Origin of the sequence: Pseudomonas sp. MAG002Y, assembly GCF_019400845.1 — a bacterium.
GTDB classification, from domain to species: Bacteria; Pseudomonadota; Gammaproteobacteria; order Pseudomonadales; family Pseudomonadaceae; genus Chryseomonas; species Chryseomonas luteola.
The window spans coordinates 580,016-594,869 of record NZ_WOEJ01000001.1 but is presented as its reverse complement, the minus strand read 5'-3'; the positions used below and the strand labels follow the sequence as shown (position 1 = coordinate 594,869).

Sequence of the window (14,854 nt, the reverse complement as noted above, 5' to 3'; positions counted from 1 at the left end):
ATGGGGTGGGGGAAGCGTGTACGCCTGGGATGGGCAACGTTGGGAGTCATTTTGTGTTGTCTGACCAGCCAGGTGTTGGCGGCGTCAGATATCAAGGATATGCGTGTCTGGCGTGCGCCGGACAATACGCGCCTGGTATTCGATTTGTCAGGGCCGGTCAAAGCCAATGTCTTTACTCTGACGTCGCCCAACCGGATCGTCATTGATGTCAGCGGAGCCAAACTGGCGACCAAGCTCAACGAGGCTCGCCTGAAGGGTACACCGATTACCGGACTGCGCTCGGCCCAACGCTCAGCCGACGAGCTGCGCATGGTGCTTGATGTGTCCCAACAGGTTACGCCCAAGAGCTTTACGCTTGCGCCTAATCAGCAGTACGGAAATCGTCTGGTAGTCGATCTGTTCGATCAGGGCGCGGACCTGTCATCTGATATTCCCGCGACGCCTACGCCGGGTGAGCCATCTGCGCCGGTAACCCCTGCGCAGCCTAAGGTCACCGTGCCGGCTGGTCCCTCTGGCAAGCGCGACATCATTGTAGTGATCGACCCTGGTCATGGCGGTGAAGACCCTGGTGCAATTGCCAAGGGTGGCGGCCTTTATGAAAAGAACATCACGTTGGCCATCGGGCGAAAACTGCAAGCCCAGATCAATAGCATGAAGGGCTTCAAGGCCGAGCTGACCCGTACGGGTGACTATTACATCCCCTTGCGCAAGCGTACCGAGATAGCGCGTAAGAAAGGGGCTGATCTGTTTGTGTCCATTCATGCCGACGCAGCGCCCAACCGAACCGCCTCGGGTGTATCGGTATTTGCGCTTTCTCAGCGGGGCGCCACGTCTGAAACAGCGCGCTGGCTGGCAGACACTGAAAACAGCTCAGACCTTGTAGGCGGGGTGGGCAGTGCTCTGGACAACAAGGATCAGATGCTTGCCGGTGTTTTGCTGGATCTGTCCATGACCTCTACCATGTCCGCAAGTCTGGATGTCGGGCAGAAGGTTCTGGCCAACATCGGGCAACAGACCAAGCTCCTGCATAATCGCGTGGAGCAGGCTGCCTTCGTGGTGTTGAAATCGCCGGATATTCCTTCGATCCTGGTTGAAACCGGGTTCATCTCGAACCCGACCGAGTCCGTCAAGCTTGCAACGGCCTCACATCAGGAATTGCTGGCACGGCAGATCCGCAGCGGTATTTCCACGTACTTCCAGAAGAGTCCGCCGCCAGGTACATACCTGGCCTGGCTGCGTGACCAAAAAGCACAGCAAGTGGCAACCGGCTCGCGCTAAAATAGCGAGATGCCTACGCCATAGCGGTTCGAATCGGCCGGCTGCCACTGCCTCGGGCAGCGCGGCCGGTTTCGTTTTGGAACTGCTTTCCATTCGACTCTCAGACCAGCCTGGCTAATTCCATGACTGAACTTCGTCGTATTCAACTGCTCAGCCCACGTCTGGCTAACCAGATTGCCGCCGGCGAGGTGGTTGAGCGCCCGGCCTCGGTAGCCAAGGAACTGTTGGAAAACAGTCTGGATGCCGGGGCACGCCGTATCGACATTGATGTCGAGCAGGGCGGTGTCAAGCTGCTGCGAATCAGGGACGATGGTAGCGGTATTCCTTCTGTCGACCTGCCTCTGGCGCTGGAGCGCCATGCGACCAGCAAGATCTATAACCTGGATGAACTTGAGCATGTCATCAGCCTGGGCTTTCGAGGAGAAGCGCTTGCCTCGATCAGCTCGGTCTCGCGCCTGACCCTTACATCACGCCACCAGGATGCCGATCAGGCGTGGCAGGTCGAGACCGAAGGGCGAGAAATGCACTCATCAGTCAAACCGGCCGCGCATCCGCAAGGCACCACGGTCGAAGTGCGCGACCTTTTCTTCAATACACCGGCGCGTCGTAAATTCCTGCGTTCGGAAAAAACTGAATTCGATCATCTGCAGGAAGTTATCAAGCGCCTGGCCCTGGCCCGCTTTGACGTGGGGTTCAATCTTCGCCACAACGGCAAGAGCATTCTAGCCCTGCGTGAGGCTACGGATGATCTTACTCAGGCCCGCCGTGTCGCGGCGGTCTGTGGACCGAATTTTCTGGAGCAGGCCCTGCCTATTCAGAATGAGCGCGGCGAGCTGCGCCTGTGGGGATGGGTTGGTATGCCGACCTTCTCTCGCAGCCAGGCGGACCTGCAGTACTTCTATGTGAATGGTCGCATGGTGCGCGACAAGCTGGTTGCGCATGCTATCCGTCAGGCCTATCGCGATGTCCTCTATAACGGGCGGCACCCTGCATTCGTGTTGTTTCTCGAACTCGACCCAGGCGTGGTGGATGTGAACGTACATCCCACCAAGCATGAAGTTCGGTTCCGGGATACGCGGATGGTGCATGATTTCCTTTACGGCACCTTGCACCGTGCGCTGGCCGATGTGCGTCCGGACGATCAGGTGACGGCACCGGCATCGGCTGTTACCGTGCCGCCTCGCGCCACAGGCTCCGCTGCAGGAGAATTTGGTCCCCAAGGTGAAATGAGTCTGGCGGCGCATGCACTGGAAAGTAGCCAGCCTGCGCCTGCATCGTATCGCATCGAACCGGCCATGCCGGAAACATCGCCACGGCCAGTTGCTGGCGGTGGTTCTGGTGGAAGCTACGGCGGCTCCGGCAGCTATTCGGCCAAGCCGGCATACCCTACCCAGAGTGTGGCCGAGCTGCAGGGAGCCTACCAGACCTTTTTTGCTCCGTTGCCTTCTGCGGCCAGTAGTACAGGAGCTATGCCGGCTGCCTTGCCGGAAAGCCAGGGGGATATTCCTCCGTTGGGCTATGCCCTGGCTCAGCTCAAGGGCATTTATATCCTGGCGGAAAACGCTCACGGTCTAGTGCTGGTCGACATGCACGCTGCTCATGAGCGTATTACCTATGAGCGTCTGAAGGTTGCCATGGCCAGTGAAGGCTTGCGTGGGCAGCCACTTCTGGTGCCTGAGTCATTGGCGGTCAGCGAGCGAGAGGCCGATTGTGCAGAAGAACATGCCCAATGGTTTTCCAGGCTGGGCTTTGAGCTGCAGCGGCTGGGACCGGAAACCCTTGCCATCCGGCAGATACCTGCGCTGCTAAAACAGGCCGAAGCAGGTGATCTGGTTCGAGATGTTCTAACAGATCTTCTGGAGTACGGCACGAGTGATCGTATCCAGGCGCATATCAACGAACTGCTGGGCACCATGGCCTGTCACGGCTCCGTCAGAGCCAACCGGCGTTTGACAGTGCCTGAAATGAACGCTTTGCTACGGGATATGGAGATCACCGAGCGAAGCGGCCAATGCAATCATGGTCGACCCACATGGACGCAGATGGGCCTTGATGATCTCGATAAATTATTCCTGCGTGGCAGGTAATCGACGTTGCATGACGCGGCGTCGACTTTCATGAGAGTTTCCATGTCTTTTCCACCTGCCATTTTTCTGATGGGCCCTACAGCCTCCGGCAAGACCGATCTAGCCCTTGAGCTTGCCAAGGTTCTGCCATGCGACTTGATCAGTGTCGACTCGGCGCTGGTGTATCGTGAGATGGATATCGGTACGGCCAAGCCCTCGAAAGCACTTCTGGAGGCTTTTCCCCATCGTCTGATCGACATCCGCGAGCCCAGCGAGACCTATTCGGCAGCTGATTTCTGTGCCGATGCCCGTCAGGCAATGGCAGACATCACGGCGGCAGGGCGTATTCCTCTGCTGGTAGGCGGCACCATGCTGTATTTCAAGGCGCTCCTTGAGGGGTTAGCGGACATGCCCAGCGCCGATCCAACCATTCGTGCCGAAATCGAAGCCGTTGCGGCAGAGCAGGGGTGGGGTGAGGTTCATCGGCAACTGGCAGAGGTCGATCCTGAGTCAGCGGCGCGCATCCATCCCAATGACCCCCAGCGCCTGACCCGTGCACTGGAAGTCCATCGCGTCAGTGGAATGACGATGACCGAGCATCGGGAGCGTCAAAGACAAGGAAATGCAGATTCCGACGCGCCGTTTGTCGCACATTTCCCGTATACTGCCGTTCATCTGGCTATTGCTCCTCAAGAGCGTGCGCTATTGCATGCGCGAATAGCCCAGCGTTTCCGCCACATGCTGGAACAGGGCTTTGTCGATGAGGTCTCACGTCTACGGGCGCGAGGTGATTTGCAGCCTGAACTACCCTCCATGCGTGCCGTAGGCTACCGTCAAGTATGGGAGTATCTGGACGGCGGAATGAGTTACGACGAAATGACAGAGCGCGGCATTATCGCTACGCGTCAGCTGGCTAAACGGCAGCTTACCTGGCTACGCAGCTGGGGCCAGCTACAGTGGTTGGACAGTATGGCCCGTGACAATGTGTCGCGTGTCTTGAAAAGCCTTAAGGCGGTCTCCATATGCAGTTGAGTCTCAAGAAGAACCACGCCGGTGATGGCGAACCTTCTGACCTTGCAACAAACGAATCTTTTACCTTTGAGGAGAGCGGCACAATGTCAAAAGGGCATTCGCTACAAGACCCTTACCTGAATACTTTGCGTAAGGAACGCGTTCCAGTTTCCATTTACCTGGTCAATGGCATCAAGTTGCAAGGTCAGATCGAGTCCTTTGATCAGTTCGTCATCCTGCTGAAAAACACTGTCAGCCAGATGGTTTACAAGCACGCAATCTCAACGGTAGTTCCTAGTCGTCCTGTTCGTCTGCCTAGCAGTGATCAGCCGGCTGAACCCGGTAACATGTAAATAGGAGTCGCCTTTGTTCTTTGAACGCCCGGGTGGTGGTGAACGGGCCATTCTGGTCCATCTCGAAGGCCAAGATCCTGAATCCCGCGAGGATCCTCAGGAGTTCCAAGAACTTGCGCGCTCTGCTGGCGCTGACACGGTGGCGATGGTTACCGTGTCGCGACACCAGCCTTCTGCACGTTTTCTCATCGGTACCGGCAAGGTCGATGAACTCCATGACCTGGTGAAGGCCGATGAAGCCGAACTGGTCATTTTCAACCATACCCTTACGCCCAGTCAGGAGCGCAACCTCGAGCGCGCCCTGGAGTGCCGGGTGCTTGATCGTACCGGGTTGATTCTCGATATCTTTGCCCAGCGAGCCCGAACTCACGAGGGTAAGCTTCAAGTGGAGCTGGCCCAGCTCGAGCACATGAGTACTCGTCTGGTACGTGGCTGGACCCACCTTGAGCGACAAAAAGGTGGTATCGGTCTTCGAGGGCCGGGCGAAACACAGCTCGAGACGGACCGTCGCCTGTTGCGTGTTCGTATCCGTCAGATCAAACAGCGCCTTGAAAAGGTACGCAGTCAACGTGAGCAGGCCCGAAGAGGGCGGCGACGTGCCGAAGTTCCAGCGGTATCGCTTGTTGGCTATACCAACGCTGGCAAGTCTACGCTATTCAACACCCTGACCTCTTCCGAGGTCTATGCAGCGAATCAGTTGTTCGCGACGCTGGATCCTACATTGCGTCGTCTAGACCTGGCTGACCTGGGACCAGTGGTACTGGCTGATACCGTGGGTTTCATCCGACATCTGCCACACAAGCTGGTTGAGGCGTTTCGCGCCACGCTGGAAGAATCAAGCAACGCGGATCTGCTACTGCATGTGATCGACTCTCACGAAGAGGATCGCATGCTGCAAATCGAGCAGGTGAACGTCGTGCTGGAAGAGATCGGTGCTAACGAGATTCCCATGCTGGAGGTCTATAACAAGATCGACCTGCTTGAGAATGTCGAGCCGCACATCCAGCGCGACGAGGAAACTGGTCGTCCAATCAGAGTTTGGGCTTCTGCTCGGGAAAACCGGGGCTTGGAACTGATTCGTCAAGCTGTGGCCGAATTGTTGGGCGACGACCTGTTCGTAGGTAAATTGCGGCTGCCTCAGGCTATGGGACGTCTGCGTGCGCTATTGTTCAGTCAAGGTGCTGTACAGGAAGAATCGCATGACGAAGAAGGGTATACGGTGTTGTCAGTACGTTTGCCTCGTGCAGAACTTAATCGTCTCGTCAGTCGTGAAGGTTTCAAGCCGGATGACTTCGTGGCGCAACATACTTTGCAATAAAGCCTTTATCGACGTTTTTGGTCCGGGTGCCCGGCATCCGGTAGCATTGGTCGGCGCGCCAACCGGCGCGTTTTCGCTTTAGTCAGTAGGGAGAGCGCTATGGCTTGGAACGAGCCGGGTGGCAACTCAAATAATCAAGACCCCTGGGGCGATCGCCGTGGCGGTGGTAATGGTAATGGTGGCGGCCGTCAAGGTCCACCGGACTTGGATGAAGCGCTTCGTAAGCTGCAGAACAAGCTGAATCGCTTGTTTGGCGGTAAAAAGCGCCCGGATTCCAGCGGGGGTAACCGTCAGGCGGGCAGCGGTGCGGGTCTGATTTTAATTGGCTTGGCCTTGCTGTTTGGCTTGTGGCTATACAACGCTATTTATGTCGTTGACGAGCAGGAGCAAGCAGTTGTGCTGCGCTTCGGCAAGTATTACGAAACGGTAGGTCCTGGCCTGAATATTTATTTTCCCCCAATGGATCGCAAGTTCCAGGAAAACGTGACGCGTGAGCGTGCGTATAGCAAGCAGGGGCAAATGCTGACTCAGGACGAGAATATCGTCGAGGTACCGCTGACCGTTCAGTACAAGATTACCGATTTGGAGTCTTTTGTATTAAACGTGGATCAGCCGGAACTCAGTCTTCAGCATGCTACTGATAGTGCTCTGCGTCATGTGGCTGGCTCTTCGACCATGGATCAGCTGCTGACATCTGGCCGTGAGCAGGTCGCAGGTGAGGTGCGTGAGCGCTTACAGCGTTTCCTGGATACCTACAAAACAGGTATTACGGTAACTCAGGTAAACATCCAAAGTGCTGCTGCACCTCGCGAGGTGCAGGAAGCATTTGATGATGTTATTCGTGCACGTGAAGACGAGCAGCGTGAGCGTAACCAAGCCGAAGCTTATGCTAACGGCGTGATTCCCGAGGCGCGTGGTCAGGCTCAGCGTTTAATTGAAGATGCCAATGGTTACCGTGAGGAGGTCATTGCACGCGCTCAGGGTGAAGCGGATCGCTTTAATAACTTGGTAGCCGAGTATGAGAAAGCACCTCAGGTAACGCGCGAGCGTCTGTATCTTGAGGCTATGCAAGATATGCTCAGCCAATCGAGCAAGGTTCTGATCACAGCACAGGGCGGTCAGAATAATATGCTCTATCTGCCGCTAGATAAGATGGTGCAAAACCGTCCTGCCGAATCGAGTGATTCATCGACCTCGCCTTCTTCAGGCAATAACAGCTCGAATAATCCTTCGCCATCGGTAAGGGCTTTGCCGCAGCTGCCTGAAGTACGGACAAGGGAGAGCCGCTGATGAGTAACAAGTCTATCGCCGCTCTGGTTGTAGTGGTCATTCTAGGACTATTTGCCTGGAGCAGCCTGTTTATCGTTCAGCAGACCGAACGTGCAGTTATGTTGCAGTTTGGTCGTGTAGTAGATGCTGACCTTAAGCCTGGTTTGCACTTCAAGCTGCCCTTTGTAAATAAGGTGCGTAAGTTCGATGCCCGTCTTATGACGCTAGACTCTCCAACACAGCGGTTTTTGACCTTGGAAAAGAAAGCTGTGATGGTTGATGCCTATGCCAAATGGCGTGTCTTTAATGCTGAGCGTTTCTATACGGCAACCTCAGGTATGAAGCAGATTGCCGATGAGCGTCTGATGCGTCGTTTAGAAGCCGGACTGCGTGATCAGTTTGGTAAGCGTACTTTGCATGAAGTGGTTTCTGGTGAGCGTGATGCCATGGTGGCCGAGTTAACAGGTTCACTTAACAAAATGGCTAATGCAGAGCTGGGCATCGAAGTATTGGATGTCCGAGTCAAGGCTATTGATCTGCCGAAAGAGGTGAGCCGTAGCGTCTATGAGCGTATGGGCACTGAGCGTGAGCGTGAAGCGCGTGAGCACCGTGCCAAGGGGCGTGAGCTGGCTGAAGGTATTCGTGCAGATGCAGATCGTCAGCGTCGCGTCATTCTGGCGGAGGCCTATCGCGAGGCAGAAGAAACACGAGGCGATGGTGATGCTCGTGCTGCTGCGATCTATGCTCAGGCTTATACAAAAAACCCTGAGTTCTACTCTTTTACGCGTAGCTTGCAGGCTTATCGCAACAGTTTCTCTAATAAGAGCGACATCTTAGTGATGGATCCGAAGAACGAGTTCTTCAAATACTTGGGTGATCCAACCCCGTAAAAAGGTTGGCGGGCGCTCGTCGCCCGCCGCTGACCTTTTTGTATTTCGTGGTATCATGAGTCAGCCGGGAACATCCCGGCTTTTTTGCGTCTGCATGAACCATTGCATGGCGGCGAGGTTGTATCACGGGGATGGCTTAGGCGATCTACCGTCGCTGCGCGCTTTGCTCGCTACTGTACCGTGCTCTGTGCGGCAGGTTTTGCCTGCGCGTGCATAAGGTCTTCATGACAGGCTGCTGCTCGCATGATGGAGAAAGGCTAAATGGCAACGGTAGACCGCTGGCTGCTGCCTGACGGAATTGAAGAAATCCTGCCTCCCGAGGCTGCCAGCATCGAGATCGCGCGTCGACGGGTGTTGGAGTTGTTTCAACAGTGGGGATACGAATTTGTCGTAACGCCCCATGTCGAGTTTCTGGAGTCGTTGCTGACGGCGGCGGGCCAGGATCTGGAGCTGCGCACCTTCAAGGTAACCGATCCGCTGTCGGGGCGCCTGATGGGATTCCGCGCCGATATCACACCCCAGGTCGCTCGAATGGATGCCCATGCGTTGCATAGGGAAGGCCCGAGTCGCCTGTGCTATGCCGGCAGTGTCCTGCATTCCCGTCCGCGTGCGCTGTCTACGTCGCGCAGTCCGATTCAGATCGGGGCTGAGTTATATGGTGCCAAGGACACGGCCGGTGATCTTGAAATCATCAGCCTGATGCTGGGTGTGCTTGAACTGGCTCAAATCCCGGATGTGCACATGGATCTTGGACATGTCGGAATCTATCGTGGTTTGTGCGAAGCGGCGGGCCTATCCGGCGCAGCAGAAGAGGCGCTTTTCGATGCGCTGCAGCGCAAGGCGGTAGATGAAGTTATTACCCTGACCCAAAAGCTTCCTGCGCCTTATGGCGACATGTTGCGTAGCCTGGTTGAGCTGTGCGGTGGGCGTCAGGCCCTGGAGGCTGCGCGTCAGCGCCTGGCGGAAGCGCCGCCTGCCGTTGTCTCTGCCCTGGAGGCGCTGTGCTCTCTTGCTGATACGTTAGCTCAACGGTTTCCAGATGTTCCGCTGTATTTTGATCTGGGCGAGCTGCGTGGGTATCACTATCACACCGGCGTTGTTTTCGCGGCGTTTGTCCCAGGTAGCGGTCAAGCTATTGCTCAAGGGGGGCGCTACGACAATATCGGCGCGAATTTTGGCCGGGCACGCCCGGCAACAGGCTTTTCTACCGATCTGAAAACATTGGTTATGCTGGGTCAGGCGGAAATGACCGAGCCGCTAACAGGTATCTGGGCACCTCATGGCGAGGATGCTCAGCTATGGAATGCGATTCGCCAGTTACGTTCAGGCGGTGAGCGCGTGGTGCAGGCGTTGCCTGGCCAGGCGGATTCGGATGCGCGCGAGTCGGGCTGTGACCGACAGCTGACGTGGCAGGATGGAAGTTGGCAGGTGGCGCCCCTGGCGTCGTGAGAGTTCGCCGGGTTAGCCGGCTCCAGAGATTCCTATAGGGGAAAGGTTATGGGTAAGAATGTCGTCGTCCTGGGCACCCAATGGGGTGATGAGGGCAAAGGCAAAATTGTCGATCTGTTGACTGATCAGGCGGCAGCGGTTGTTCGTTACCAAGGTGGCCACAACGCTGGGCATACATTGGTTATCGATGGTGAAAAAACCATTCTGCGGTTGATTCCGTCCGGTATTTTGCGTGCCGACACGCAGTGCCTGATCGGTAACGGCGTGGTGCTGGCGCCGGACGCCTTGTTCAAGGAAGTTGCCGAGCTTGAGGCGAGAGGCGTTCCGGTTCGTGAGCGACTGCGTATCAGTTCGGCCTGCCAATTGATTCTGCCTTATCACGTGGCGCTTGATCAGGCGCGCGAAAAGGCCCGAGGTGATGCCAAGATCGGAACGACCGGTCGTGGAATCGGCCCGGCTTATGAAGACAAGATTGCCCGTCGCGGCCTGCGCGTAGGTGATCTGTTCCATCCTGAGCGCTTCGCTCAAAAGCTGCGTGAAGTGCTGGAGTATCATAACTTTGTGCTGCAGAACTTCTTCAACGAGCAGCCTGTTGATTTCCAGAAGACCTATGATGATGCGATGGAGCACGCCAAGGTACTCGAGCCGCTGATGCTGGATGTAGTGTCGCGTTTGCACGAGCTGCGTAGAGCCGGCGAGAACATCATGTTCGAAGGAGCTCAGGGTACGCTGCTGGATATCGATCACGGCACTTATCCATTTGTTACCAGCTCTAACACCACGGCAGGCGGTGTAGCGACGGGTTCTGGCGTAGGGCCTTTGTATCTGGATTACATCCTTGGAATCACCAAGGCCTATACCACGCGTGTAGGTTCCGGTCCGTTCCCAACGGAGCTGTTTGACGAGACTGGCGCTTATCTGGCCAAGAAAGGTCATGAGTTTGGTTCGGTAACAGGTCGTCCGCGTCGTTGTGGTTGGTTCGATGCAGTCATCCTGCGTCGCTCTATCGAGGTAAACAGCATTTCTGGTCTATGCCTGACCAAGCTGGACGTTCTCGATGGTCTGGAAACCGTGCGTATCTGTGTAGGTTATCGTAATGCCGAAGGTGAGCTGACCGAAGCGCCGACCGATGCTGATAGCTATATCGGTTTGGAGCCTATCTATGAGGAAATGCCAGGCTGGTCCGAGTCTACCGTAGGTGCTCGCAGCATGGATGAGCTGCCTGCAAATGCGCGTGCTTATATTGCGCGTATTCAAGAGCTGGTTGGTGCGCCTATCGATATTATCTCGACAGGCCCTGACCGCAACGAAACGATTACGCTTCGTCATCCGTTTGCCTGATCTGATCGGGTAGATAGAAGGGAGGGTCGCTTAGGCGGCCCTTTTTTATAGGCGTCAGTAAAAGCAACTGAGAAAGGGGAGGGAATTAAAAAGCATAACCCCAGAAACGACAAAACCGAGCTATTTAGCTCGGTTGTCTGTAAAGTGGTGCCCAGGAGAAGACTCGAACTTCCACGGTGTTGCCACCGCTAGGACCTGAACCTAGTGCGTCTACCAATTCCGCCACCTGGGCACTCTGCGATATGCGATGATCTCATCGTATTTCGCGTTAGCAACGTTGTTGCCGTTGCTGTGGCGCGAACTATACGTGGCTTTTTTAAACCTGTAAACCCTTGAAGTGGAAAATTTTTATTATTTTTCGAAGACTAACCTTTAAGGCATTTTCGAGCTTCAATATATAGAGAGCTCTTAACCAGACAAAAGGTAACTCTAAACTGATGGCCGATTGGCAATCCCTCGATCCCGAGGCCGCTAGAGAAGCGGAAAAATATGAAAACCCTGTTCCAAGTCGCGAGCTTATTCTGGCGCATCTGGCGCAGCGGGGCGGTCCTGCCTCGCGCACGCAGCTGATAGAAGAGTTCGGTTTGACGGAAGAGGATCAGTTTGAAGCATTGCGCCGTCGCCTTCGTGCCATGGAGCGGGATGGGCAGCTTCTTTATACGCGTCGCGGTGCTTACGCCCCTGTTGATAAGCTCGATCTTGTCTGTGGGCGAATCAGTGGTCACCGTGACGGCTTTGGCTTTCTTATCCCTGACGACGGCAGTGATGACCTTTTCCTGAGCCCTGCGCAAATGCGGCTCGTGTTCGATGGTGACAAGGCGCTGGCGCGTGTGTCCGGTCTGGATCGTCGAGGCCGCCGTGAAGGCGCTCTGGTCGAAGTCGTACACCGTGCCCATGAGAGCGTGGTCGGCCGGTTCTTTGAAGAGAGCGGCATCGCGTATGTAGTGGCGGACAGCCCCAGGATCCAACAGCAGGTGCTGGTCCCCGCCGGCAAGCATGGCGGAGCGCAGCATGGGCAGTTTGTTCAGGTTCATATCACCGACTGGCCTACCACTCATCGCCAGGCTCAGGGCGAGGTGGTTGAGGTGCTGGGTGATTACCTCGCGCCGGGGATGGAAATCGAAGTGGCATTGCGCAGCTACGATATTCCCCATGAGTGGCCGGCCGATGTAGAGAAAGAGGCGGCCAAGCTCAAGCCTGAAGTCTCTGAGAAAGATAAGGAAAAGCGGGTCGATCTGCGCAACGTACCGTTCGTGACAATTGACGGTGAAGATGCGCGTGACTTTGATGACGCGGTCTATGCCGAGAAGAAGAAGTCCGGAGGCTGGCGGCTCTTCGTCGCGATTGCAGACGTGTCTCATTATGTGAAGGTCGGCTCCGCGCTAGACACCGAGGCCGCACGCCGGGGCAACTCGGTATATTTCCCGGGGCGCGTAGTGCCCATGCTGCCTGAAATCCTGTCCAATGGGCTGTGCTCCCTGAACCCCTTGGTGGATCGCCTGGCCATGGTATGCGAGATGACCATCTCGGCGACAGGCAAGCTCACGGGCTATCAGTTCTACGAGGCGGTGATCCATTCCCATGCGCGCCTGACCTATACCCGGGTCAGTCAGTTACTGGAAACGCCGGAAAGCACTGAGGCGCAGCAGTTCCGTGAGCAGCTGCCGCAGCTGGTGCCGCATATCCAGGAACTGTATGCCTTATATAAGGTGCTCGTGATTACCCGGCAGGAGCGGGGTGCTATCGATTTCGAGACACAGGAGACGCGAATCGTCTTTGGTGCCGACAAGAAGATTTCGGAAATCCGGCCTACTCAGCGTAACGACGCCCACAAGCTGATCGAAGAATGCATGCTGTGCGCGAACGTAGCGACAGCCAAGTTTCTCGAGAAGCACAGCATTCCAGCCCTGTACCGGGTTCACGATGCGCCGCCGCTTGAGAAACAGACCAAGTTGCGGCAGTTCCTGGGTGAGATCGGCCTGACTTTGACGAAGGGCAAGGCTACACCGACGCCCAAAGACTACCAGGCGCTACTCAAAGCCGTTCATGACCGTCCCGATTACCGTCTGATCCAGACGGTAATGCTGCGCTCACTGAGTCAAGCGGTTTACAGCCCGGACAATGAGGGCCATTTTGGTCTCAATTACGAAGCCTATACACACTTCACATCGCCCATTCGGCGTTATCCGGACCTATTGGTTCACCGTGCAATTCGCAGCGTCATTCGTTCCAAGCTTGAAACACGGCATGTGAAGCGTGCCGGCGCCGCTGCCATGCCCAAGTCGCGTATCTATCCGTATGATGAGGCGCAGCTGGATCAGCTGGGTGAGCAGTGCTCCATGACCGAACGCCGTGCCGACGAAGCTACACGAGACGTTTCGAACTGGCTCAAGTGCGAGTACATGCGTGATCGGGTCGGCGAGACGTACCCGGGTGTCATCACCGCTGTGACGGGATTTGGCGTGTTTGTCGAGCTGAGCGATATCTACGTCGAGGGGCTTGTTCACGTTACGGCGCTGCCAAGCGACTATTATCATTTCGATGCCGTACACCATCGGCTTTCAGGTGAGCGTAGCGGGCGCAGTTATCGGCTGGGTGACTTGGTCGAAATCGTGGTGGCGCGTGTGGATCTGGATGAGCGCAAGATCGACTTCGAGCTGTCCGAGACGGCACAATCGGCTCCGGCAGGTCGTCGCCAGCGAGGCGATGCCAAGCCCTCAAGAGATAAGTCTCGAAAGCGCGAGAAAACCCAGGTACCTGCCCAGAATTCAGCAGTAGGGATCGAGGTCTCGCCTGAATTGCTCAAGCAGGCAGAAGTGTTGCTGGGCAATACGGACGTCAAGCGCAGTCGTGCAGTCAAGCGCGCCCTGCTGGATGAGGCCAAGACCGGTGGAGAAAAGCCCGCCAGGGCGCAACCTGCCAGACAGGAGGCCGCCCCGGCGCACACGCCAGCAAAGAAAGGTAAAAAAGCAGACAGCGCTAAACCCGGCAAGCCAGCTAAATCGGCCAAGGCAACGAAGCCGAGCAAACATCGCAAGGGGCCTTCCAAGGCCAAGGCACAGGCGGCTTCTGGTGAAGTCCGTAAACGTAAGGTCAAGTCATGAGTCAGTGGGAAATGGTCTATGGCATCCATGCCGTAGAAGCGTTGTTGCGTCATCATCCAAAGCGGGTGAAGCAACTATGGATAGCCGAAGGTCGTCAGGAACCGCGCATACAGGCAGTGGTCACATTGGCCGATGCTGCACGTGTGCCGGTGCAGACCCATAGCCGTCAATCGCTCGATGAGCAGGTGGACGGTGTGCATCAGGGGATCGTGGCGCATGTAAGTCCGAGCCAGATCTGGGGCGAGGCGATGCTTGAAGAACTTTTGGATAGAGCCGAAGGCCCGGCACTGCTTCTGATGCTGGATGGGGTGACGGATCCGCATAACCTGGGGGCCTGCCTGCGTACAGCCGACGCGGCAGGTGTTCAGGCGGTCATCATACCCAAGGACAAGTCAGCCAGTCTGAATGCTACGGTTCGTAAGGTAGCGTGTGGTGCCGCTGAGGTTATTCCATTGGTAGCGGTTACCAATCTGGCGCGTACGCTGGAAAAGCTCAAGAAGCGAGGGCTGTGGGTTGTGGGCACGGCAGGAGAAGCAGAGCAGGATGTCTATGATGTAGACATGACCGGGCCGACCGTTCTCGTCATGGGTGCAGAGGGCAAGGGAATGCGCCGATTGACACGTGAGCTGTGCGATTTTCTGGTGCGTTTGCCTATGTCCGGTAGTGTCAGCAGTTTGAACGTCTCCGTAGCGACAGGGGTTTGCCTGTTCGAAGCCGTTCGTCAACGTCGTTCTCGCTAGAGGGATCGGCTCGCCCGCTGAAAGTAGTTAGGTTA

General features: G+C 56.2%; 11 protein-coding genes and 1 tRNA gene. 11 read left to right on the top strand and 1 reads right to left on the bottom strand.

The window, feature by feature from the left end:
* The 9 genes from GM154_RS02685 (at nucleotide 1) to GM154_RS02645 (ending at nucleotide 10,975) form a co-directional block, all read left to right on the top strand.
* A complete protein-coding gene (locus GM154_RS02685; RefSeq protein ID WP_083397844.1) occupies nucleotides 1-1,278 on the top strand; it encodes an N-acetylmuramoyl-L-alanine amidase in 1,278 nt (425 codons plus the stop codon).
* A gap of 122 nt (nucleotides 1,279-1,400) precedes the next feature.
* A complete protein-coding gene (gene mutL / locus GM154_RS02680; protein WP_219650879.1) occupies nucleotides 1,401-3,365 on the top strand; it encodes a DNA mismatch repair endonuclease MutL in 1,965 nt (654 codons plus the stop codon).
* Between the two features lie 42 nt (nucleotides 3,366-3,407).
* On the top strand, nucleotides 3,408-4,376 hold the full coding sequence (gene miaA / locus GM154_RS02675; RefSeq protein WP_074823329.1) for a tRNA (adenosine(37)-N6)-dimethylallyltransferase MiaA: 969 nt from the start codon (nucleotides 3,408-3,410) through the stop codon (nucleotides 4,374-4,376).
* A gap of 83 nt (nucleotides 4,377-4,459) precedes the next feature.
* Nucleotides 4,460-4,708: an RNA chaperone Hfq gene (gene hfq / locus GM154_RS02670; RefSeq protein WP_026003896.1), complete on the top strand. Its 249-nt coding sequence runs from the start codon at nucleotides 4,460-4,462 to the stop codon at nucleotides 4,706-4,708.
* Nucleotides 4,709-4,721: 13 nt separating this feature from the next.
* Nucleotides 4,722-6,026 (top strand): ribosome rescue GTPase HflX, encoded by a 1,305-nt coding sequence (hflX, locus tag GM154_RS02665; protein ID WP_074823327.1) that lies wholly within the window; start codon nucleotides 4,722-4,724, stop codon nucleotides 6,024-6,026.
* 99 nt (nucleotides 6,027-6,125) lie between these two features.
* Nucleotides 6,126-7,316, top strand: coding sequence for an FtsH protease activity modulator HflK (hflK, locus tag GM154_RS02660; protein ID WP_219650878.1), 1,191 nt, complete (start codon nucleotides 6,126-6,128; stop codon nucleotides 7,314-7,316).
* Nucleotides 7,316-8,185 carry a protease modulator HflC gene (gene hflC, locus GM154_RS02655; protein ID WP_010796924.1) on the top strand — a complete coding sequence of 290 codons (870 nt, stop codon included), beginning with the start codon at nucleotides 7,316-7,318 and terminating at the stop codon, nucleotides 8,183-8,185. The genes hflK and hflC overlap by 1 nt, the downstream gene beginning before the upstream one ends.
* 261 nt (nucleotides 8,186-8,446) lie before the next feature.
* On the top strand, nucleotides 8,447-9,634 hold the full coding sequence (locus GM154_RS02650; RefSeq protein WP_219650877.1) for an ATP phosphoribosyltransferase regulatory subunit: 1,188 nt from the start codon (nucleotides 8,447-8,449) through the stop codon (nucleotides 9,632-9,634).
* 48 nt (nucleotides 9,635-9,682) lie between these two features.
* A complete protein-coding gene (locus GM154_RS02645; RefSeq protein ID WP_074823321.1) occupies nucleotides 9,683-10,975 on the top strand; it encodes an adenylosuccinate synthase in 1,293 nt (430 codons plus the stop codon).
* 145 nt (nucleotides 10,976-11,120) lie between these two features.
* Here the strand turns inward: GM154_RS02645 and GM154_RS02640 are convergent.
* A tRNA-Leu gene (locus GM154_RS02640) sits at nucleotides 11,121-11,207 on the bottom strand.
* A gap of 205 nt (nucleotides 11,208-11,412) precedes the next feature.
* Here GM154_RS02640 and rnr point away from each other — a divergent pair.
* Nucleotides 11,413-14,079, top strand: coding sequence for a ribonuclease R (gene rnr / locus GM154_RS02635; RefSeq protein ID WP_219650876.1), 2,667 nt, complete (start codon nucleotides 11,413-11,415; stop codon nucleotides 14,077-14,079).
* On the top strand, nucleotides 14,076-14,819 hold the full coding sequence (gene rlmB / locus GM154_RS02630; protein WP_219650874.1) for a 23S rRNA (guanosine(2251)-2'-O)-methyltransferase RlmB: 744 nt from the start codon (nucleotides 14,076-14,078) through the stop codon (nucleotides 14,817-14,819). Before rnr ends, rlmB begins: the two co-directional genes overlap by 4 nt.
* Nucleotides 14,820-14,854 lie beyond the last annotated feature (35 nt).

Coding starts and splice junctions, on each gene's coding strand:
- GM154_RS02685 (WP_083397844.1), top strand. CDS start 1: ATGGGGTGGGGGAAGCGTGTACGCCTGGGATGGGCAACGTTGGGAGTC.
- mutL (WP_219650879.1), top strand. CDS start 1,401: ATGACTGAACTTCGTCGTATTCAACTGCTCAGCCCACGTCTGGCTAAC.
- miaA (WP_074823329.1), top strand. CDS start 3,408: ATGTCTTTTCCACCTGCCATTTTTCTGATGGGCCCTACAGCCTCCGGC.
- hfq (WP_026003896.1), top strand. CDS start 4,460: ATGTCAAAAGGGCATTCGCTACAAGACCCTTACCTGAATACTTTGCGT.
- hflK (WP_219650878.1), top strand. CDS start 6,126: ATGGCTTGGAACGAGCCGGGTGGCAACTCAAATAATCAAGACCCCTGG.
- hflC (WP_010796924.1), top strand. CDS start 7,316: ATGAGTAACAAGTCTATCGCCGCTCTGGTTGTAGTGGTCATTCTAGGA.
- GM154_RS02650 (WP_219650877.1), top strand. CDS start 8,447: ATGGCAACGGTAGACCGCTGGCTGCTGCCTGACGGAATTGAAGAAATC.
- GM154_RS02645 (WP_074823321.1), top strand. CDS start 9,683: ATGGGTAAGAATGTCGTCGTCCTGGGCACCCAATGGGGTGATGAGGGC.
- rnr (WP_219650876.1), top strand. CDS start 11,413: ATGGCCGATTGGCAATCCCTCGATCCCGAGGCCGCTAGAGAAGCGGAA.
- rlmB (WP_219650874.1), top strand. CDS start 14,076: ATGAGTCAGTGGGAAATGGTCTATGGCATCCATGCCGTAGAAGCGTTG.